Annotated in this window: 18 protein-coding genes and 1 riboswitch; of the genes, 9 read left to right on the top strand and 9 right to left on the bottom strand. The window is 70.2% G+C overall.

The features are described from left to right. Nucleotides 1-1,201, bottom strand: a 1,201-nt coding sequence (locus ACWGI8_RS17925) for an ABC transporter transmembrane domain-containing protein (protein WP_453661973.1), incomplete at its 3' end; no start/stop codon positions are given. Between the two features lie 145 nt (nucleotides 1,202-1,346). Further along, entirely contained in the window at nucleotides 1,347-3,671 is a 2,325-nt protein-coding gene (glgX, locus tag ACWGI8_RS17920; RefSeq protein ID WP_453661971.1) for a glycogen debranching protein GlgX, read from the bottom strand. Between the two features lie 200 nt (nucleotides 3,672-3,871). On the opposite strand from glgX, the gene ACWGI8_RS17915 reads away from it, so the two are divergent. The 6 genes from ACWGI8_RS17915 (at nucleotide 3,872) to ACWGI8_RS17890 (ending at nucleotide 10,590) form a co-directional block, all read left to right on the top strand. Continuing rightward, nucleotides 3,872-5,098 carry a L,D-transpeptidase gene (locus ACWGI8_RS17915; RefSeq protein ID WP_453661969.1) on the top strand — a complete coding sequence of 409 codons (1,227 nt, stop codon included), beginning with the start codon at nucleotides 3,872-3,874 and terminating at the stop codon, nucleotides 5,096-5,098. A 207-nt stretch (nucleotides 5,099-5,305) separates the two neighbouring features. Then, entirely contained in the window at nucleotides 5,306-6,553 is a 1,248-nt protein-coding gene (locus ACWGI8_RS17910) for a L,D-transpeptidase (protein WP_453661967.1), read from the top strand. Nucleotides 6,554-6,676: 123 nt separating this feature from the next. Then, nucleotides 6,677-7,444 carry an enoyl-CoA hydratase/isomerase family protein gene (locus ACWGI8_RS17905; protein WP_453661965.1) on the top strand — a complete coding sequence of 256 codons (768 nt, stop codon included), beginning with the start codon at nucleotides 6,677-6,679 and terminating at the stop codon, nucleotides 7,442-7,444. A 257-nt stretch (nucleotides 7,445-7,701) separates the two neighbouring features. Then, a complete protein-coding gene (locus ACWGI8_RS17900) occupies nucleotides 7,702-8,217 on the top strand; it encodes an ATP-binding protein (RefSeq protein ID WP_453661964.1) in 516 nt (171 codons plus the stop codon). Nucleotides 8,218-8,614: 397 nt separating this feature from the next. Continuing rightward, entirely contained in the window at nucleotides 8,615-9,418 is an 804-nt protein-coding gene (locus ACWGI8_RS17895; protein ID WP_453661962.1) for a polysaccharide deacetylase family protein, read from the top strand. Next, entirely contained in the window at nucleotides 9,418-10,590 is a 1,173-nt protein-coding gene (locus tag ACWGI8_RS17890; protein WP_453661960.1) for a YncE family protein, read from the top strand. The genes ACWGI8_RS17895 and ACWGI8_RS17890 overlap by 1 nt, the downstream gene beginning before the upstream one ends. Before the next feature lie 102 nt (nucleotides 10,591-10,692). Here the strand turns inward: ACWGI8_RS17890 and ACWGI8_RS17885 are convergent, their stop codons facing one another. The 3 genes from ACWGI8_RS17885 to ACWGI8_RS17875 all read right to left on the bottom strand — a co-directional run bounded on the left by ACWGI8_RS17885 (nucleotide 10,693) and on the right by ACWGI8_RS17875 (nucleotide 13,482). Further along, nucleotides 10,693-11,886: a cytochrome P450 gene (locus tag ACWGI8_RS17885; RefSeq protein WP_453661958.1), complete on the bottom strand. Its 1,194-nt coding sequence runs from the start codon at nucleotides 11,884-11,886 to the stop codon at nucleotides 10,693-10,695. Then, complete coding sequence (locus ACWGI8_RS17880) at nucleotides 11,867-12,643, bottom strand: tRNA-dependent cyclodipeptide synthase (protein ID WP_453661957.1); 777 nt, start codon at nucleotides 12,641-12,643, stop codon at nucleotides 11,867-11,869. Before ACWGI8_RS17880 ends, ACWGI8_RS17885 begins: the two co-directional genes overlap by 20 nt. Nucleotides 12,644-12,843: 200 nt before the next feature. Then, the gene (locus tag ACWGI8_RS17875) at nucleotides 12,844-13,482 is read right to left on the bottom strand and encodes a GNAT family N-acetyltransferase (RefSeq protein ID WP_453661955.1); all 639 of its coding nucleotides are present in this window, start codon (nucleotides 13,480-13,482) and stop codon (nucleotides 12,844-12,846) included. 116 nt (nucleotides 13,483-13,598) lie between these two features. On the opposite strand from ACWGI8_RS17875, the gene ACWGI8_RS17870 reads away from it, so the two are divergent. After that, entirely contained in the window at nucleotides 13,599-13,814 is a 216-nt protein-coding gene (locus tag ACWGI8_RS17870; protein ID WP_453661953.1) for an EF-hand domain-containing protein, read from the top strand. Between the two features lie 165 nt (nucleotides 13,815-13,979). On the opposite strand, the gene ACWGI8_RS17865 is transcribed toward ACWGI8_RS17870, so the two are convergent. From ACWGI8_RS17865 to gcvT, 4 genes are all read right to left on the bottom strand, one after another. After that, nucleotides 13,980-15,347: an L-serine ammonia-lyase gene (locus ACWGI8_RS17865; protein WP_453661952.1), complete on the bottom strand. Its 1,368-nt coding sequence runs from the start codon at nucleotides 15,345-15,347 to the stop codon at nucleotides 13,980-13,982. 166 nt (nucleotides 15,348-15,513) lie between these two features. Continuing rightward, complete coding sequence (glyA, locus tag ACWGI8_RS17860) at nucleotides 15,514-16,773, bottom strand: serine hydroxymethyltransferase (RefSeq protein ID WP_453661950.1); 1,260 nt, start codon at nucleotides 16,771-16,773, stop codon at nucleotides 15,514-15,516. A 23-nt stretch (nucleotides 16,774-16,796) separates the two neighbouring features. Further along, a complete protein-coding gene (gcvH, locus tag ACWGI8_RS17855; protein ID WP_453661949.1) occupies nucleotides 16,797-17,171 on the bottom strand; it encodes a glycine cleavage system protein GcvH in 375 nt (124 codons plus the stop codon). 55 nt (nucleotides 17,172-17,226) lie between these two features. Further along, a complete protein-coding gene (gcvT, locus tag ACWGI8_RS17850) occupies nucleotides 17,227-18,342 on the bottom strand; it encodes a glycine cleavage system aminomethyltransferase GcvT (protein WP_453661948.1) in 1,116 nt (371 codons plus the stop codon). Nucleotides 18,343-18,492: 150 nt separating this feature from the next. After that, nucleotides 18,493-18,590: riboswitch (glycine riboswitch) on the bottom strand. Nucleotides 18,591-18,717: 127 nt separating this feature from the next. On the opposite strand from gcvT, the gene ACWGI8_RS17845 reads away from it, so the two are divergent. Continuing rightward, a complete protein-coding gene (locus ACWGI8_RS17845) occupies nucleotides 18,718-19,395 on the top strand; it encodes an AAA family ATPase (RefSeq protein WP_453661947.1) in 678 nt (225 codons plus the stop codon). A gap of 733 nt (nucleotides 19,396-20,128) precedes the next feature. Beyond that, nucleotides 20,129-20,547: SseB family protein (locus ACWGI8_RS17840; RefSeq protein WP_453661945.1), on the top strand; the 419-nt coding region annotated here is incomplete at its 3' end.

Here is a 20,547-nt window from a genome sequence, read left to right as displayed (position 1 = left end):
GGGGCCGAGGGAGACCCCATGCATCCGACGCCGCGGCCTGGTCCTCGAAGACCGCCCGGACAGGGCCTACCGGGTCCGGGCCCGCTGCCGGTTCCGCTGCCGGTTCCGCCACCGGGCTGTCGGTCCCGGAAGCCGGAGTCTCCCCGCGAAGGCCCGCCCCGGCACGCCCGTGGTGGGTCCGGGAGGACGCCTCGGCCGCCTCCTCGGACTCCTCTTCCGCGTCCAGGACCTCGAAGTAACGGTCCGTCGCCGTCGCCGCCTCCTGGCTCATCGCGATCAGGAAGCCGATCGAGTCCACCGGCCAGCGGAGTGCGAGCGCCGTCGAGAGAAAGGCGACCAGTGTGCCGGCCGACAGCTCGCCGTCCGCGACCTGGAGGGTGCCGAGGACCAGCGCCGTGCCGATCGCCAGCTCGGGGATGATCATGATGATGGACCAGATGCCCGCCAGGAGGCGCGCCTTGACCAGCTCGGTGCCCCGCAGCCGCCGCGCGAGCTCGCGGAACGCGGCGGACTGGCTGCGGTGGCGGCCGAAGCCCTTCACGATGCGGATGCCGAGCACGCTCTCCTCGACGACCGTCGTCAGATCCCCGACCTGGTCCTGCGCCCTGCGGGCGACGGACGAGTACCGGTTCTCGAACATCGCCAGGAGGATCACCAGCGGCGCGACCGGCACCAGCAGGATCAGCCCCAGCGTCCACTCCTGCATCAGCAGAATGGCCGCTCCGACCAGAATCGTCACTCCGTTGACCAGCAGGAACGTCAGCGGGAACGCCAGGAACATCCGCAGCAGCATCAGGTCCGTCGTCCCGCGCGACAGCAACTGCCCCGACGCCCAGCGGTCGTGGAAGGCCACCGGCAGCCGCTGCAGATGCCGGAAGAGATCCGCCCGCATCGCCGCCTCCACCGAGGCCAGCGGCCGAGCCACCAGCCATCGCCGGAAGCCGAAGAGCACCGCCTCCGCGATCCCGAGGAGCAGCAGATACAGCGCCCCCAGCCACACCCCGCCCGCGTCCCGCTCCGCGACGGGCCCGTCCACGAGCCACTTCAGGACGAGCGGGATCACCAGGCCCAGACAGGACGCGACGATCGCGACGCACGCCGCGCTGAACAGGCGGACCCGTACGGGCCGTACGTACGGCCACAGCCGGAGCAGCGAACGCACGGCGGACCGGTTTTCGGCGACTGCATCTGTGGTGGGCATCAGGGGCGAGCCTACGGTTCACCACTGACACAGCCCACCGAGTTTCCGCGGGGCCGCACCAGGCGTCCGTCCGGTGGATCTTGCCGGGCCGATACAGCCAGGGCCTGTCGTTCGGATCTTGCCGGCCTGATCCGGACGACAGGTTCTAGCTCTCGACCCGCAGCAGCAGCACCGACCGTGCCGGCACCGTAACCGTGTCGCCGCCCCGGTGCACCGTGCCCGGCGCCGACGACTGGTCCTCCCGCGAGGTGTCGACGACCAGCTCGTACGCCTCGGCCCACGGCGGCCCCGGCAGCCGGAAGTCCACCGGGCCGTCCGCCGAGTGCAGGACCGTCAGGAAACTGTCGTCCGTCACCTGATCGCCCCGCGCGTCCCGGCCGGGAATGTCCCGGCCGGAGAGAAAGAGCCCGAGCGTCGACGCCGGCGCGTACCAGTCCTGCTCGGTCATCTCCGTGCCGCGCGGGGTGAACCAGGCCAGGTCCCGGAGCCCGTCCGCGGTCTGCGGCCGCCCCGAGAAGAACGCCCGGCGCCGCAGCACCGGATGCGCCCCGCGCAGCGCGAGCAGCCGCGACGTCAGGGCCAGCAGCCCGTTCGGCCCGGGTTGCTCCAGGAGCGACCAGTCGAGCCAGCCGACCTCGTTGTCCTGGCAGTACGCGTTGTTGTTGCCGCCCTGCGTACGGCCCATCTCGTCGCCCGCGACCAGCATCGGGACCCCGGTGGACAGCAGCAGGGTGGTGAGCAGATTGCGGATCTGCCGTCGGCGCACCGCGTTGACCTGCGGATCGTCCGTCTCGCCCTCCACGCCGCAGTTCCACGCCCGGTTGTCGTTCGTGCCGTCCCGGTTGCCCTCCCCGTTCGCCTCGTTGTGCTTGCGCTCGTACGAGACGAGGTCGCGCAGGGTGAAGCCGTCGTGGGCGGTGATGAAGTTGACCGACGCGTACGGCCGCCGCCCGCCCCAGGCGTACAGATCACTGGAGCCCGACAGCCGGTATCCGAGGTCCCGTACGTCGGGCAGCGCGCCGCGCCAGAAGTCCCGGACCGCGTCCCGGTAGCGGTCGTTCCACTCCGTCCACAGCGGGGGGAACGCGCCGACCTGATAGCCCCCGTTGCCCACGTCCCACGGCTCGGCGATCAGCTTCACACGGCGCAGCACCGGGTCCTGGGCGATCACCGCGAGGAACGGGGAGAGCATGTCGACGTCGTGCATCGACCGCGCGAGCGCCGCCGCGAGATCGAAGCGGAAGCCGTCGACACCCATCTCGGTGACCCAGTAGCGCAGCGAATCGGTGATCAGCCGCAGCACGTGCGGCTGGACGACGTGCAGGGTGTTTCCGCAGCCGGTGTAGTCGGCGTACCGGCGGGCGTCGGACTGGAGACGGTAGTAGCCGCGGTTGTCGATGCCCTTGAGACTGAGGGTCGGCCCGAACTCACCCGCCTCCGCCGTGTGGTTGTAGACGACGTCGAGGATCACCTCGATGCCCGCCGCGTGCAGCGCCCGCACCATCCGCTTGAACTCGCCGACCTGCTGCCCGGCCGTCCCCGATGCGCTGTAGGCCGCGTGCGGCGCGAAATAGCCGATCGAGTTGTAGCCCCAGTAGTTCTTCAGCCCGCGCCGCAGCAGATGGTCCTCGTGCGCGAACTGATGCACCGGCAGCAGCTCCACCGCGGTCACGCCGAGGCGTACGAGATGGCCGATCGCTGCCGGGTGCGCAAGGCCCGCGTACGTACCGCGAAGCTCCTCCGGGACGTCCGGGTGCAGCTTCGTGAAGCCGCGCACATGGAGCTCGTAGATGACCGAGTCGGCCCACGGCGTCTTGGGCCGGCGGTCGTCGGCCCACTCGTCGTCGGGCGCGTCGTCGTGGACGACGACGCCCTTCGGTACGTACGGAGCCGAATCCCGGTCGTCGCGGACGGTGTCGGCGACATGCTGCTGCGGCCAGTCGCGGACATGGCCGTACACCTCGGGCGGCAATGCGCCGTACTCCGCCCGGGGGACACGGCGGCCGTCAGCGGCTCCGCCACGGGCCCTGCCCCCGAATTCCCCGTCGACCGCGCGTGCGTACGGGTCGAGGAGCAGCTTCGCCGGGTTCCAGCGGCCGCCGGTCCACGGGTCCCAGCGGCCGTGGACCCGGAAGCCGTACCGCTGACCCGGCCGTACGCCCGGGACGAAGCCGTGCCAGATCTCGTGCGTGAGCTCGGTCAGCGGCAGCCGGGTCTCCGTCCCCGCCTCGTCGAACAGGCACAGCTCCACGGCTTCGGCCCCGCCCGCCCACAGCGCGAAGTTGGTGCCCGCGACCCCGTCGGGACCGATCCTGAACCGCGCGCCCAGCGGGGTCGGCGCCCCCGGCCAGACCGGCGGCCCGGCGACATCGGCTTCCCTGCGCCGTCCGTTCAGCGCCGGACGCCGCTGCGCGGCAGGGGAGGTCCGCTCCCCTTCCCGAACTGCCTCCTGCTCGGCTGCGCTCGACACGTGTCGGCCTCCCGCGGCTCGTCGGGCCCCGCGGGATGTGGCGCACGGCGTCCCGGCCGCGGCTCCCCGCGCGTGGTCCTCCCACCTGTTCTGCCCGCGCTGTGCTACTCCCAACATGACCCGCACTCACGTTTCCCCTGGAGGGTGGCGGTCGTTGGGCGGTACGTGCTGTGTCTTTGCGATCCCGCGAGGTGGACTCTGTGAGCAACGCAGTGAGGCGGACAAGGGCCACTCTGGCCGCCGCCCTGGTATGGGCAGGACTGCTGGCCGGGCTGACCGGCTGCACCAGCGGCGACCTGGGCGTCGGCAGCAAGCCGCAGGCGCCCTCGGACACCATCCGGGTCACGCCCGAGGACGGGGCGAAGGGCGTCGCCGCGGACGGCAAGGTGGAGGTGAGGCTGGCCGGCGGACGGCTGGAGCGGGTCAAGGTCACCCAGATCGAGGACGCCCAGCCGGTCGAAGTGCCCGGCTCGATCTCGGAGGACGGGCTGCGCTGGCAGCCCGAAGCGGGCGCCCGTCTCGCGCTGGCCGCCAAGTACAGCGTCGACGCGGTGGCCCTGGACGGGCACGGCCGCCGGGCGGCCCGGCACACCACGTTCACCACCGCCGTGCCCGCACACCGGTTCATCGGCTACTTCAATCCGGAGAACCGCGCCACCGTCGGCACCGGCATGATCGTCTCCTTCACCTTCAACCGGCGGATCGAGGACCGCGCGGCCGTGCAGCGCGGCATCCGCATCACCGCCGACCCGCCGGTGGAGGTCGTGGGCAACTGGTTCGACGGGCAACGGCTCGACTTCCGCCCGCGTCAGTACTGGAAGCCCGGCACCAAGGTCACCGTCGACCTGCGGCTGCGCGATGTCCAGGGCGCGCCCGGCGCGTTCGGCATCCAGCGGAAGACCATCCGCTTCACCGTGGGCCGCTCGCAGATGTCCCTGGTCGATGCCGAGAAGCGCACGATGGAGGTGCGCCGCGACGGCAAGGTGCTGGCGACCCTGCCGATCACCGCGGGTGGCAAGAAGACCACGACGTACAACGGCAAGATGGTGATCAGCGAGATGTTCGACGTCACCCGCATGAACGGCGCCACGGTCGGTTTCAAGACCAAGAAGGGCAAGAGCGAGTACGACATCAAGGACGTGCCGCACGCGATGCGGCTCACCACCTCGGGCACCTTCCTGCACGGCAACTACTGGGTCGATCCGGCCGTCTTCGGCTCGAAGAACGTCAGTCACGGCTGCATCGGACTGCGCGACGAGAAGGGCGGCAGCCAGGACTCCCCGGCCGGGTGGTTCTTCGACCGGACCCTGATCGGGGACGTCGTCGAAGTCGTCAATTCCCGCGACCGCAAGGTGGCGCCCTGGAACGGTCTGAGCGGCTGGAACATGAGCTGGGACGAGTGGAAGGCCGGTTCCGCGCTGGGCTGACCCTCGGACAACCTGCATGGCCCGCACGCCTTCCGGGCAGATTTGCGACTGAACGGTGACATTTGCGGGAAGCCCTCGTGGCTTGCGGTGTGATTATCTATCGCAGTGCGCGCCGGTCGAGCGCGTGGGGGTAGGAGCCTGGCGGGACATGTGGCCAGGCTCCAAGGGCCGTGGCGGGGCCAGGCCGTGCGAGGGGAGACAGCAATCTTGAACGGGCAGCCGATATCGGGGGCGTCGGTGCGGACGGGGCGCAGGCGCGGTCGTACCGCTCTGCCGGCCCTGGCCATGGGGGCGTTGCTGCTGGTGGTGACGGCGTGCGGCGGGGGCGGGGACTCCGGCGGCGAAAGCGGCGGCAAGGGCGGGAAGGACGGCGGCAAGGTCGGCACGGCGGCCTCGCAGGCGGTCGTGACCATAGCGCCCAAGGACGGTGCGGCTTCGGTCGCCACGAGCGGCGCGCTGAAGGTGACCGCCGACAAGGGCAAGCTGACCACGGTCGCCGTCCAGGACGACAAGGGCAACGCGGTCGAGGGGAAGATGGCCGCGGGCGGTGCGAGCTGGGAGCCGCTCCAGCACCTCGCCGGGGCGACCAAGTACAAGGTGCACGCGGTCGCCAAGGACTCCGAGGGCCGTGAGTCGGCGAAGGACACGACCTTCACCACCCTCGTCCCGAAGAACACGTTCGTCGGCCACTACACGCCCGAGGACGGCTCGACCGTCGGCGTCGGCATGCCGGTCTCCATCAACTTCACCCGGGGCATCACCAACCCCGAGGCCGTCGAGCGGGCCATCAAGGTGACCGCCGAGCCGTCGGTCCCCGTCGAGGGCCACTGGTTCGGCAACGACCGCCTCGACTTCCGCCCGGAGAAGTACTGGGCCGCGGGCACGAAGGTGACCGTCAAGCTCAACCTGGACGGTGTCGAGGGCCGGCCCGGGGTGTACGGCAAGCAGTCCAAGACGGTGAAGTTCACCATCGGCCGCAGCCAGGTCTCCACCGTGGACGCCAGTGCCCACACCATGAAGGTCGTGCGGGACGGCAAGGTCGTCAAGAACATCCCGATCACCGCCGGTGCCCCGTCGACGACGACGTACAACGGCCAGATGGTCATCAGCGAGAAGTACAAGGTGACCCGGATGAACGGCGCCACCGTGGGCTTCGGCGGCGAGTACGACATCAAGGACGTGCCGCACGCGATGCGCCTGTCCTCGTCGGGCACCTTCATGCACGGCAACTACTGGGCCTCGTCCGGTACCTTCGGCTCGGCGAACGTCAGCCACGGCTGTGTCGGCCTGCGCGACGTGCGCGGCGCGTACGACAGCGGTACGCCGGCGGCCTGGATGTACAACAACTCGATCATCGGCGACGTGGTGATCGTGAAGAACTCCAGGGACAAGCAGATCGCCCCGGAGAACGGGCTGAACGGCTGGAACATGTCCTGGGCGGAGTGGACGAAGTAGGACCCTGAGGACGCGTACGTACGTGCGTACGGGCCCGGTGCTGTACGGGACATTTTGGGGGATACCCCCAAACCCCCGACGGCACCGGGCCCGTCGCCGTTAACGGCCACTAACCTGCTGGCCATGACCGTTTCTCTCGAAGTCTCCGAAGGCGTCGGCACCATCCGCCTGGACCGCCCCCCGATGAACGCCCTGGACATCGCGACCCAGGACCGGCTGCGCGAGCTCGCCGCCGAGGCGACCGACCGCGACGACGTCCGGGCCGTGATCCTCTACGGCGGCGAGAAGGTGTTCGCGGCAGGCGCGGACATCAAGGAGATGCAGGTGATGGACCACGCCGCCATGGTCAAGCGGTCCAAGGCCCTGCAGGACTCGTTCACCGCCGTCGCCCGGATCCCCAAGCCCGTCGTCGCGGCCGTCACCGGCTACGCCCTGGGCGGCGGCTGCGAGCTGGCGCTGTGCGCCGACTACCGGATCGCCGCGGACAACGCCAAGCTGGGCCAGCCGGAGATCCTGCTCGGGCTGATCCCGGGCGCGGGCGGCACCCAGCGGCTCGCCCGGCTCGTCGGCCCCTCGAAGGCCAAGGACCTCATCTTCACGGGCCGTCATGTGAAGGCCGAAGAGGCGTTGGCCATCGGGCTGGTCGACCGGGTCGTTCCGGCCGCCGAGGTGTACGAGCAGGCGCACGCGTGGGCGGCGAAGCTGGCCCAGGGCCCGGCGCTGGCCCTGCGCGCGGCCAAGGAGTCCGTCGACGCCGGTCTGGAGACGGACATCGACACGGGACTCGCGATCGAGCGGAACTGGTTCGCGGGCCTGTTCGCCACCGAGGACCGCGAGCGGGGCATGCGCAGCTTCGTCGAGGAGGGCCCGGGCAAGGCGAAGTTCCTCTGAAGTTCCGCCGTGCTTCGGGCAGTTGGGCGGAGCGGAGCGTCAACCTGGCGGCCACATTAACCGAACCTTAAGCAGGCCTTAAGGCGATTCGGGTCGCCGCGCTAGGCGATCATTCGTAAGCGGTGAGTCATCGCAGGTCAGACCGGTTACGTAGACCCCTGTACTGCCAGAGGCATATGCCAAATCGATGCCCCGGGACGGTGCGTTCCGGGGCATCGATTCCGGTGGAACGGCCCCTGAGGGTGCCGTGTGCGGCCATGATGGGGGGCATGGCGGGGCTGGAAGACATGGAGCAACCGCGGGCGCGCGGCGGCGCGACCGCCGCGCGGTGGATGCCGGCCGTCGAGGACGAACGGGCGCTCAAGGTACTCGAGTTGTTCGGCAATCCGACGGACGAGGAGATCCGGCTGCCGTCCCGTCCCGAATCCGCCGCCACCGCCCGCAGGCTGACGCAGTGTGTGGTGCTGCGGCAGTGGGCGCTCTCCCCGCAGGTCGCCGAGCACGCGATCCTGCTCGTCTCCGAGCTCGTCGGCAACGCCGTGCGTCATACCGGGGCGCGGGTCTTCGGGCTGCGGATGCTGCGCCGGCGCGGCTGGATCCGTATCGAGGTGCGTGACCCCTCGCGAGGGCTGCCCTGTCTCATGCCCGTGCAGGAGCTGGACATCAGCGGCCGCGGGCTCTTCCTCGTCGACAAGCTCTCGGACCGATGGGGAGTCGATCTGCTGCCGCGTGGCAAGACCACCTGGTTCGAGATGCGGGTCGCCGACCGCTGACGCGCGGGCGCCGGGTGCACGAAAGCCCCCTGTTGCCGTCGCGCGGAACTGAGGGGGCTTCACGTGTGCGGCCGGTGGACTTGGGGGGTGCATCCATGGCCGCTTCTTCTGGACGACCTGGCCCGGGTCAATGGGGGTCGTGCCACCGACTATGGCAGACGGGGGGCCCGCCACCAAAACTCTATATCGGGACGAAGTCGTACATAGCGGCGCAATCCAACCTTGAATTAAAGGTGAACTGAGCCACCCACCTGCCAAACCATGAATGAACATCGGTTGGCATGGGTGAATCTTCGATTCGCCGACCGCGGGGCGTGTCATGGATACGCGACCCGCGACGGTGCTGAATTGGGTCAATCGTTATTTTCCGCCCTGTTCGCGCCTACTGTGCTGTGACGTGAACCGAATCGGCCGCCGTGGCGTACTGCGCACAGGAGCGGGCGCCGCGCTTGCCGGAGCCCTCGCCGCCGGCTGTACGGAGGCGGGCCCCGCCCCGAAGCCCCCCGCCCCGGATGGCCCCGCCGACCCCGCGGCTCCGGCCAACCCGTCGGTCACGGCCCGGCAGCCGGCCGCCGGCACCGCGCCCCGCCGCATCCCCGGTCTGCCCGCCGAGATCGCGCACGGCCCCCGGAGCCGCTCCGCCGTCGCCCTGACCTTCCACGGCCAGGGCGACCCGTCCATCGCCCGCGCCCTGCTCGCCGAGGCCGAGCGGGCAGGCGCCCGTATCACGGTCCTCGCCGTCGGCACCTGGCTGGACGAACACCCCGCCCTCGCCCGGCGGATCCTCGACGGCGGTCATGACCTCGGCAACCACACGTTGCGCCATCTCGGCATCTCCTCGATGGCCGAGGCCGACGCGTACGCCGAGATCACCGGCTGTGCGGAGCGGCTGCGCAGACTTACCGGTTCGATCGGCAGCTGGTTCCGCCCGTCCCGTACGCGGTACGCCACGCCGCTCGTCCAGCGGCTGGCCGCCCGGGCGGGCTACCCGCACACGCTCTCCTACGACGTCGACTCGCTCGACCACACGTCTCCCGGCCCTCCCGCCGTCACCAGCACCGTCACCCGCGAGATCCGGCGCGGCTCGGTGGTGAGTCTGCACTTCGGCTACCCGGACACGGTCGCCGCACTGCCTGCCCTCCTCGACGAACTGGACCGCCGCGGCCTGCGTGCGGTGACGACCACGGAGCTGCTGACCTGATGCTGCACCTCACCGAACGATTCACGGTTCTCCTCGCCGCCGCCGCGCTCGCCGTCCTCGCCGCGGGCTGCGGCGCGCCCGCGGAGAAGGACGAACCGGAGCAGGCCCCGCCCGCGTCGAAGAAGACGGTCGCCGCCCCGGCCGGACTGCCGGGAATGCCGCCCGTCCTGGACCCGAAGGACGTCTACGCCGCCGACCGGCCGGGTCGGCTGTCGCCAGTGGTCAGGGATTTCCCGTCCCGGGTGTACGTCCCCAACACCAACTCCAACACGGTCACGGTCATCGACCCCGCGACGTACAAGGTCGTCGAGACCATCCCGGTCGGCGCCCAGCCGCAGCACGTCGTCCCGTCCTGGGACCTCAAGACCCTGTGGGTGAACAACAACCGCGGCCACACCCTCACCCCGATCGACCCGGCCACCGGCATCGCGGGCAAGCCCGTCGACGTCCACGACCCGTACAACCTCTACTTCACGCCCAACGGCCGCCACGCAGTCGTCATGGCCTCCCTCGACCGCGAACTGGTCTTCCGCGACCCGCACACGATGCGGAAGGTCAAGACCACCCCGGTCTCCTGCTACGGCGTCAACCACGCGGACTTCTCCGCCGACGGCCGGTACTTCATCGTCTCCTGTGAGTTCTCCGGTGAGCTGCTCAAGGTCGACACCGAGCGGATGGAGGTCATCGGCCAGCAGAAGCTGCCGTTCCGTGGCGCGATGCCGCAGGACGTGAAGATCTCGCCGGACGGCAAGACCTTCTACATCGCCGACATGATCGCCCACGGCATGTGGGTGCTGGACGGCGAGAAGTTCACCACGCCGAACCTGCTGCCCACCGGCAAGGGCTGTCACGGCCTCTACGTCAGCCGCGACTCCAAGGAGATGTACGTCACCAATCGCGGCGAAGGAACCATCTCGGTCTTCGACTTCGCGCAGGACAGGCTGACGAAGAAATGGCGGCTGCCGAACGGCGGCTCCCCGGACATGGGCGGTGTCTCCGCGGACGGCAAGGTGCTCTGGCTGTCCGGGCGCTACAACTCGGAGGTGTACGCGATCGACACCGGGACCGGGGAGCAACTGGCCCGTATCCCGGTCGGCAGCGGCCCGCACGGCCTCGCGGTCTATCCGCAGCCGGGCCGCTATTCGCTGGGGCACACGGGCGTCTTCCGCTGAGTGCGGGCTCCGCCCCCGCACCCCCCGCTCCTCAATCGCCGGAGGGGCCCGGAATGAGCCCCTCCGGCGATGGAACGGGAAGGGGCGGGGGAAGGGCCCCAGTTACCACAACACCGGCAGCCGCTCCGGCAGGCGCTTGATGAACCCCGTGCGCCACACCAGCTGCTCGACCGGCACCGCGAGCCGGAGCCCTGGCAGCCGCCGGACCAGCGCCGCGAGTGCGATCTCCGCATGGGTCCGGCCCAGCGTCGAAGCGGGACAGAAGTGGCGGCCGCCGCCGAAGGAGAGATGCGGGTTGTGCTCGCGCTCCAGATCGAGCCGCTCCGGGTCCTCGAAGACCTCCGGGTCGAAATTGGCGGCCTCCACCAGCACCAGCACCAACTCGCCCTTGCGGACCAGGACGTCGCCCAGCCGGACGTCTTCGAGGGCGAGCCGGGGGAGGCCGTCGCCGATCGACAGATTCCAGCGCAGGAGCTCGTCGACGGCACGGCCCATCCGGTCCGGATGGTCGCGCAGGTAGCCGATCAGCTCGGGGCGCTGCAGCAGCGCGAGCACCGCGAGCACCAGGAACGAGGACGTGGACACGGCGCCCGCGCCGAAGAGCGACGCCGCGACCGTGGCGAGCATCTCGTCCGTCAAATGGGCCGATTCGGGGTCCAGGCGCAGCGCCGCCAGCTCGCCCAGCAGGCCCGAGCGGTCCGGCTCCGGCGCATTGAGCCGCTCGACCATGTAGTCGAGGTCCTTGTACCAGTTGAGGGACGCACCGTCGAAGGGCCGGGCGCTGGTCATGAAGGCGATGTCCAGTCCGGACATCAGCCGGCGCCAGTCGTCGAACGGCACACCGATGACCTCGCAGTGCAGCGCCGCCGAGAACGGGTCGGCGAAGCAGGCACGCAGATCCAGCGGCGGGCCCTCCGCGACCATCACATCGATCAGCTCGTCCGCTCTGAGGCGCAGCCAGTCCTTGAGAGCGCCACCGCCGGCCCGGGGGTTGAGCGCCTTCATCACGGCAGCGCGCAGACCTGCGCTGTTGATGTTGCCCATGTTGTTCACGACTTCGGGCGGGATCGTCAGGGCGTACTGCCGGGGCACACCGGGTGCTGCCGTGTCCTTGAGGCTGAACCGCTCGTCCTCCAGGACCTGTTTGGCCAGTGCGTGGCTGCTCACGAGCCAGGCCTCGTCGCCGGTGAGCGTGCGCACCCGGGCCACCGGCCGCTTCTCCCGCAGCCAGGAACATTCGGCGGGCAGCACGTCACCGCGCCGGGAGAGCGGGAAGTCAAGCTGCTCGACGGTCATCTTCCTGGGTCCTTTCCGAGACATGGGGACGCACCACGGCATATGCCTGATTGCGGGTGGCCCGCAGTCCGCCGCCCTTGGCGTAGAGGAGTTCGGTCAACGGCATCAGTGCGTGATAGCAGGAGACCGAAGAGGGCACCTCGAGAATTCCCGGGGTGTCCAGGAAGAAAGGGAGCTCCGCCGCAATGTAGTCCAGGCAGGCGGTGCGCTGTGTCGCGCTGATGGATTCACCACCGGACACTTTCTGGGCGAGGAACTGCTCCACCATCCTGGCGCAGCTCTTCTGGAATTCCTCATCGGTGCCGAGGAAGTGCCGCACGCGCCGGTGCAGCAGCTCGTAGACCTGATTGCCGGAGAACTCCGACAGGGCGTGCACGCCGATCCGGCGGCCCGGCGGTCCGGCCGCGGCATCCACTCCGCCGAGGATCCGCCGCCGTACGGCCTTGAGCTCCTTGGCCGCGCGCCGGGCGGCCTGCTCGTCGGTGTGCCCGAGTGCCGCGAACATCTCGGCGACATGGAGGTCGGCGTAGACGAAGTCCACTTCTGTGAAGTGGGACGTCGCCCAGCGCGTGAGTTCGGTGATACGCCGGGCGTTGAAATAGCTGTTTCCCGGGGAGACCCCGATGAGAACGTGATCGCCTTCGTCCCAGATGGCCCTGCAGTTTCTGGTGAAGGGCTCGACCGTGAAGGGGTCGATCGTGAAGGGGGAATCGGCGCCCGAGGCGCCAATCGTGTCAGCGTCAGCTGTGATCGTCACTGGTGAATTCACCCTTGCGCCGCTTGTCCCTGGGAGCCCTGCGCTCCTGGTGTGGCGACGACGCCATGAAGTTATCTCCCGGCGGCGGAGAGTGACGAATCATGGGGGCTGGATTGGCGGGAATTCGACGGTGCGGGGCGAAAAACCTTCGTTTCGAGCTACCGAAAGGTAATTGAAGCCTTTTCTATCGGCTTTGTCCGTCAGTGGGCCACCAGAAGGGCTTCGGAACCCACCGGCCGGTACCCGGCCTGCTGGAACGTCCGCACGCTGCGGGCGTTTCCCGGTGACTGCTGAGCCCATACATGCGCGCCGGGGACCAGATGGCGCGCCGCGACGGCCAGACGCACCCCGAGGCCCGCGCCACGCGCCTCCAGGTCCACCTCGATCGCGGCCTCCCAGCGCCCCGCGACTCCGCGGCCCAGCACCAGCACGCCGCCGTCCGCGGCCCAGACCCGCACGTCGTCGCGGAACTTCATGGCCCGCGCCACCCGCGGATGGGCCGGGTCCTCGATCGCCCGCAGTTCCAGCTCCGGCGGTCCGGGCCGCGTGTCGGCGACCGTCAGCAGGTCGATGGTGTTCATCGAACGGCCGGTTCTCGCCATCAGCGCGCTCAGGAAGCCGGGGTTCATCGTCGCCGCGAGCGCGTCGCCGGAGACGGTGGCCAGGGTGTCCCGTATCCACTGGGGGTCCTCGTCCGTGAAGACCACCGAGTGCGCGGTGAAGGCCAGCACCCCGGCGTCCCGCGGATTCGGCTGCGGCACCACCGTGGTCGTGCCGTCCGGCGGCGGGAACTGCCCGCGTGCCGCCGCTGCCAGGATCCGTGCCACCGCATCGCTCATGCCTCCATGGTCGCCGACCCGGGCCCCGGCCCCCGGAGCGCCCCCCAGGCCTGAATCGTGGCCCTTCGCCGATAACCTGACCTCCGTCAGTTATGCACCAAGAAGGGGTGGACCCAGTGGCGGACATCGAGACGGCGCGCAAGGCCTTCGAGCGGTACGACCTGAACGGCGACGGGCTGATCTCGGCCGCCGAGTACAAGAGCGTCATGGCGCAGCTGGGCGACTTCAACGTGACCGAGACGGTCGCCGAGGCCGTCATCAAGTCCAAGGACAGCGACGGCGACGGCCTGCTGACCTTCGACGAGTTCTGGGCGTCGCTCAACAAGGGCTGATGTCACCGGGCGCACCAGTGCGCACCAGTACGGCAGTGCGCATACGGCAGTACGCACCAGCACGGCCCCCGGCGAGTCCGTCGGGGGCCGTGGTCGCTCGTGCGTCAGGACGCGCAGCGGGTCACGCCGGCCACCCTGAAGGTGATCTTCTCGTCGGCCTTCCGCTCAGCACTCGATGATGTTCACCGCGAGGCCGCCGCGCGCGGTCTCCTTGTACTTCACCGACATGTCCGCACCGGTCTCCTTCATGGTCTTGATGACCTTGTCGAGGGAGACCTTGTGGCTGCCGTCGCCGCGCATCGCCATCCGCGCCGCCGTGACGGCCTTCACCGCCGCCATACCGTTGCGCTCGATGCACGGGATCTGGACGAGGCCGCCGACCGGGTCGCAGGTCAGGCCGAGATTGTGCTCCATGCCGATCTCCGCGGCGTTCTCCACCTGCTCGGGCGAGCCGCCCAGCACCTCGGCGAGCGCGCCCGCCGCCATCGAGCAGGCCGAGCCGACCTCGCCCTGGCAGCCGACCTCGGCGCCGGAGATCGAGGCGTTCTCCTTGAAGAGCATGCCGATCGCGCCGGCCGCGAGGAGGAAGCGGACGATGCCGTCCTCGTCGGCGCCGGGCACGAAGTTCATGTAGTAGTGCAGGACGGCAGGGATGATGCCCGCGGCGCCGTTCGTCGGCGCGGTGACGACGCGGCCGCCCGCCGCGTTCTCCTCGTTCACCGCCATCGCGTAGAGGGTGATCCACTCCATGGCGAGCGCCAGCGGGTCGCCCTCGGAGCGCAGCTTGCGCGCCGTCGTGGCGGCGCGGCGGCGGACCTTCAGACCGCCGGGCAGGATGCCTTCGCGGGACATGCCGCGCGAGACACAGGCCTGCATGACCCGCCAGATGTCCAGCAGCCCCTCGCGGATCTCCTCCTCGGTCCGCCAGGCCTTCTCGTTCTCCAGCATCAGCGCGGAGATCGACAGACCGGTCTCGCGGGAGAGCCGCAGCAGCTCGTCACCGGTGCGGAAGGGGTACCTCAGCACGGTGTCGTCGAGCTTGATCCGGTCCTCGCCGACCGCGTCCTCGTCGACGACGAAGCCGCCGCCCACCGAGTAGTAGGTCTTCTCCAGCAGCGTCGCGCCGTCGGCGTCGTACGCCCACAGGGTCATGCCGTTCGCGTGGTATGGGAGCGCCTTGCGGCGGTGCAGGACCAGGTCCTTGTCGAAGTCGAAGCCGATCTCGTGCACGCCGAGGACGCTGATCCGCTTGCTCGACTTGATCCGCTCGACCTGGTCGTCGGCGGTCTCGACGTCGACCGTACGCGGAGAGTTCCCCTCCAGGCCCAGCAGAACGGCCTTCGGGGTGCCGTGGCCATGGCCGGTCGCGCCGAGCGAGCCGTACAGCTCGGCGCGTACCGCGGTGGTGTGGGCCAGCACGCCCTCGTTCTTCAGGCGGCGGGCGAACAGGGCGGCAGCTCGCATCGGGCCCACCGTGTGGGAGCTGGAGGGGCCTATACCGATCGAGAACAGGTCGAAGACCGAGATGGCCACGGGGGTACTCCTAGGGGGTGGTAGACGTCGCTGTCTGCCAGGGTGGCGCAGAAGAACGAACGGGCGGTACGTGGTGCGGGGCACCGCATGCACCGGTGAGTGCGTGCGGTGCCCCGTTTGTTTTTGTCCTGTCTGTTGCGGCAGCCGTCAGCGGCTGCCGCGACTCCTACAGACCAGGGTAAAGCGGGTGCTTCGCGGCAAGGGCCGAGACCCGTGCCTTGAGGGCCGCACCGTCGTACGACGGCTTGAGCACCTCGGCGATGATGTCGGCGACCTCGCGGAAGTCCTCGGCATGGAAGCCGCGGGTCGCGAGCGCCGGCGTACCGATCCGCAGACCCGAGGTGACCATCGGCGGGCGAGGGTCGTTCGGGACGGCGTTCCGGTTGACCGTGATGCCGACCTCGTGGAGCCGGTCCTCGGCCTGCTGGCCGTCCAGCTCCGAGTGTCGCAGGTCGACGAGGACGAGGTGGACGTCCGTGCCGCCGGACAGGACCGAGACGCCGACCTGCTTGACGTCGTCCTGGACCAGACGCTCGGCGATGATCTTCGAGCCTTCGAGGGTGCGCTGCTGGCGCTCCTTGAACTCCTCCGAGGCGGCGACCTTGAAGGAGACCGCCTTGGCCGCGATCACGTGCTCCAGCGGACCACCCTGCTGACCGGGGAAGACCGCGGAGTTGATCTTCTTGGCCAGCTCGGCCGTGGAGAGGATCACGCCGCCGCGGGGGCCGCCCAGCGTCTTGTGGGTGGTCGTGGTCACGACATGGGCGTGCGGCACCGGGTTCGGGTGCAGACCGGCCGCGACCAGACCCGCGAAGTGGGCCATGTCGACCATCAGGTACGCGCCGACCTCGTCCGCGATCCGGCGGAACGCGGCGAAGTCCAGCTGGCGCGGGTACGCGGACCAGCCGGCCACGATCAGCTTCGGCTTGGACTCCTTGGCGAGCCGCTCGACCTCGGCCATGTCGACCTGGCCGGTGGCGTCGTCCACGTGGTACGCGACCACGTTGTAGAGCTTGCCGGAGAAGTTGATCTTCATGCCATGGGTCAGGTGCCCGCCGTGGGCGAGGTTCAGACCCATGATCGTGTCGCCCGGCTTCAGCAGCGCGAACATCGCGGCGGCGTTGGCCTGGGCGCCCGAGTGCGGCTGCACATTGGCGTGCTCGGCGCCGAACAGCTCCTTGATGCGGTCGATGGCGATCTGCTCGACGACATCGACGTGCTCGCAGCCGCCGTAGTAGCGGCGGCCCGGGTAACCCTCGGCGTACTTGTTGGTGAGGACGGAACCCTGGGCCTCCATGACCGCGACCGGAGCGAAGTTCTCCGAGGCGATCATTTCCAGGGTGGACTGCTGACGGTGGAGCTCGGCGTCGACGGCGGCGGCGACGTCCGGGTCGAGCTCATGGAGAGGGGTGTTGAGAAGCGACATCACGCGATCCCTAGGGTTTCTGGTCAGCTGGCGAAGTCGGTGTACTCGGCGGCGGAGAGCAGATCCTCCGGCTCCTCCGCGACGCGTACCTTGAACAGCCAGCCGCCCTCGAACGGGGCGGAGTTCACCAGCGACGGGTCGTCCACGACGTCCTGGTTGGCCTCGACGACCTCGCCGGTCACCGGGGAGTACAGGTCGCTGACCGACTTGGTCGACTCCAGCTCGCCGCAGGACTCGCCCGCGGTCACCGTGTCACCGACCTCCGGGAGCTGGACGTACACGACGTCGCCCAGGGCGTTCGCCGCGTGCTCCGTGATGCCGACCGTCGACACGCCGTCCTCGGCGGCCGACAGCCACTCGTGCTCCTTGCTGTAGCGCAGCTGCTGGGGGTTGCTCATGGCCTGAATTCTCCTGTACGCGGGGGAGTGCTGCTGATGGGGGCTGCTGGAGGGACTACTTCTGGCGCTTGTAGAAGGGGAGCGCCACGACCTCGTACGGCTCATGAGTACCGCGGATGTCGACTCCCACGCCCTCGGTGCCGGGCTCGGAGTGCGCCGCGTCCACATAGGCGATGGCGATCGGCTTGCCGAGGGTCGGGGACGGGGCTCCGGAGGTGACCTCGCCGATCACCTGGCCGCCGGAGACGACGGACATCCCGGCGCGCGGCACCCGGCGGCCCTCGGCGATCAGACCGACCAGCTTGCGCGGCGGGTTGGCGGCCGCACGCTCGGCGGCGGCCTCCAGGGCCGTACGGCCCACGAAGTCGCCCTCCTTCTCGAACTTCACGACCCGGCCCAGACCCGCGTCGAACGGGGTGAGCGAGGTGGTCAGCTCATGCCCGTACAGCGGCATGCCCGCCTCCAGGCGCAGCGTGTCGCGGCACGACAGGCCGCAGGGGATCAGGCCGGCGTCCCGGCCCGCGTCGGTCAGCGCCTGCCACAGCTTCTCGGCGTCGGCCGGGGCCACGAACAGCTCGAAGCCGTCCTCACCCGTGTAGCCGGTACGGGCGATCAGCGCCGGGACGCCGGCGACCGTGCCCGGCAGGCCCGCGTAGTACTTCAGCCCGTCCAGATCGGCGTCCGTGAGCGACTTCAGGATGCCGGGGGACTCGGGGCCCTGGACGGCGATCAGCGCGTACGCGTCGCGGTCGTCCCGTACGGCCGCGTCGAAGCCTCCGGCGCGCTCGGTCAGGGCGTCGAGGACGATCTGCGCGTTCGAGGCGTTGGCGACGACCATGTACTCCTGCTCGCCGAGCCGGTAGACGATCAGGTCGTCGAGGATTCCGCCGTTCTCCTGGCAGATCATGGTGTAGCGGGCGCGGCCCACGGCGACGCCGCCGATGTTGCCGACCAGCGCGTAGTCCAGCAGGGCGGCGGCCTGCGGCCCGGTGACGGTGATCTCACCCATGTGGGAGAGGTCGAAAAGACCGGCCTTGGTCCGTACGGCGTTGTGCTCGTCGCGCTCACTCGCGTACCGCAGCGGCATGTCCCAGCCGGCGAAATCGGTCATGGTCGCGCCCAGTGAGCGATGCAGGGCATCGAGGGCGGTGAGACGGGGGGCGTTGCTCATGGATGGGGCTCCCAGGGCATGACTGGCGAGGACGATCCTCCCCATCTGTCATCGAAACCTGAGAGGTTCATCACGACCACACGTGGGGGAGGTCGTGACTTGCACCTTGGGTGGAGCCACAGGAGCTGCGGCCCGCTTTTCAGATCTGCCTCATCGCGCGCGGTACGGGGCCTGAGAGATTCAAGGGAGGGACTTGCTCCTTCGGCGCCCGGCACACACAGTGGCCAGGACTCTCCCGCGCGGATTCAAGCGGCCGGTATGCAGTTGGCGGGCACATCATTGCACGGGTGCTCCGATCGGCAAATCACTTGTTGGTCATTACCTTTTCTTTAAGCTTCTTGGGCAGGGTCGAAGTGACCTGACAGGGGGAGAGCGATGACGGTGCAGCGGAGCGGTGCATATCTGACCCCGGCGGGAGTGCCCGCCCGGCCGGGCGTGCCCTCGCGCGGGCTGCTGGGCGCTGCCGCGCCCGCACCCGTCGTGCGCGACCTGCGGGACCGCGCGGGGCGCGGCCCACGAAGCCTGGTCTTCGGCCCGGGAGACGTGGTGGTGATCTCCGGGCTGCCGGGCAGCGGCAAGTCCACGCTGATACGGCGCGCGGCCGAGGCCGGCGGGATCGACTCACAGGACACCAGGGACCGCTGGGACCGGCGGATGCCCAGGCTGCTGCCGTACGCCGTGTACCGCCCCCTGGTCCGGGTCGCCCACTACGGCGGGCTCTGGCGTGCCCTGCGCTCCGGCGCGAGCGTGATCGTGCACGACTGCGGCACCCAGTCCTGGGTACGGCGCTGGCTGGCCCACGAGGCGCGCCGCCGTGGCCGTGCCCTCCATCTGGTCCTGCTCGACGTCACCCCGCACGTCGCCCGCGCGGGCCAGCGGGAGCGCGGCCGCGGAGTCTCCGGGTACGCCTTCGCCCGCCACCGCCGGGCGGTGGGCCGCCTGGTCCGCGACGCCCAGCGAGGCCGCCTGCCCGCGGGCTGCGCCTCGGCGGTCCTGCTGGACCGCGACGCGGCGCGAACGCTGCGCCGCATCGGCTTCGACGAGCCGGCCTGACCTCTGGGTCCGCCCCGGGACGCGCTGGGGGGCTGTGCTGGACCCCGCGCTGGGGCGTCGGCCTGGATCCGGCGCTGGGGCGCTGCCCGTGGATCCCGCGCTGGGGCGCTGCCCCGGATCCCGCGCTGGGGCGCTGCCCGTGGATCCCGCGCTGGGGCGCTGCCCCGGATCCCGTGCCGGGGCGCTGCCCCGGATCCGGCGCTGGTGCGCCGGTCTGGATCCCGCGCTGGGGCTCCGCCCGTGGACCCTGCGCTCGGGCGCTGCCCGTGGACCCCGTGCCGGGGCGCTGCCCCGGATCCGGCGCTGGGCTCCGCCCGTGGTCCCCCGGACTGAGGCTCCGCCCCTGGGCCCCGCGCCGAGGCTCCGGACCCGCGACTCAAACTTCCCCTTACGCCCTACGCGCCCTACGGCCTGCGGGCGTGGGGCCCAGCGGGGCTCGATTTTTCCAGCCCGTCCGGCGATTGAGGACACGGCCGAAGGCCGTACGGGGATGGCTGGTGGCTTGCCCCAGGCCTCGCTCGGGCTCCGCCCCGGACCCCGGACCGGCGCCTCAATGGTGGCGCGGCTCCGTTCGGACCTGTCCGGCGACTGGGGATGGACACACCGGCCCGCCCGGCGGTATCGGGAGCCCGGGGGCTCGCCCCCGGCGGTTCCGGCCCGCACTACCGCTACCCTGCTTCCGCAGGACATCGCGGCCCGCCAAAAGGGCCGGACGGGGAAGCAGGGATCGCACGTGGACACGACATGGCCCGCCAATGAGCTGGAAGAGGCCCTCGCCGCCTCCGTCGGCAACCCCGCCGCGGGTGGCCGGCTCGTCGAGGTGCTGGGCCGCAGCGCCGTGTGGGTCCCGCTGCCGAACGGCGGCGGACCGGACAGCCCCAGCCTCGATCTGCCGACCCTGGACATCGACGGTGTCCCCTACGTCCCCGTCTTCAGCTCCCAGCAGCAGTTCCTCGCCTGTGTGGGCGACCGGTTCTCCGGGACCGTCGCGCCCGCGGTCGAGTTCGCGCGCGGGCTGCCCCCGCAGCTCGGCATCGCCGTGAATCCGGGAGGCGCCGTCGGCGTACCGCTGCCGCCGCCCGCCGTCGCCGAGCTCTGCCGGGGCGGGCGCACCCCGCTGGACGGTCCGGCGAGCGGTGGCCGGGTCCGGCT

The organism is Streptomyces sp. NPDC054841, from assembly GCF_053611045.1.
This window is presented reverse-complemented; position numbering and strand designations above follow the sequence as displayed.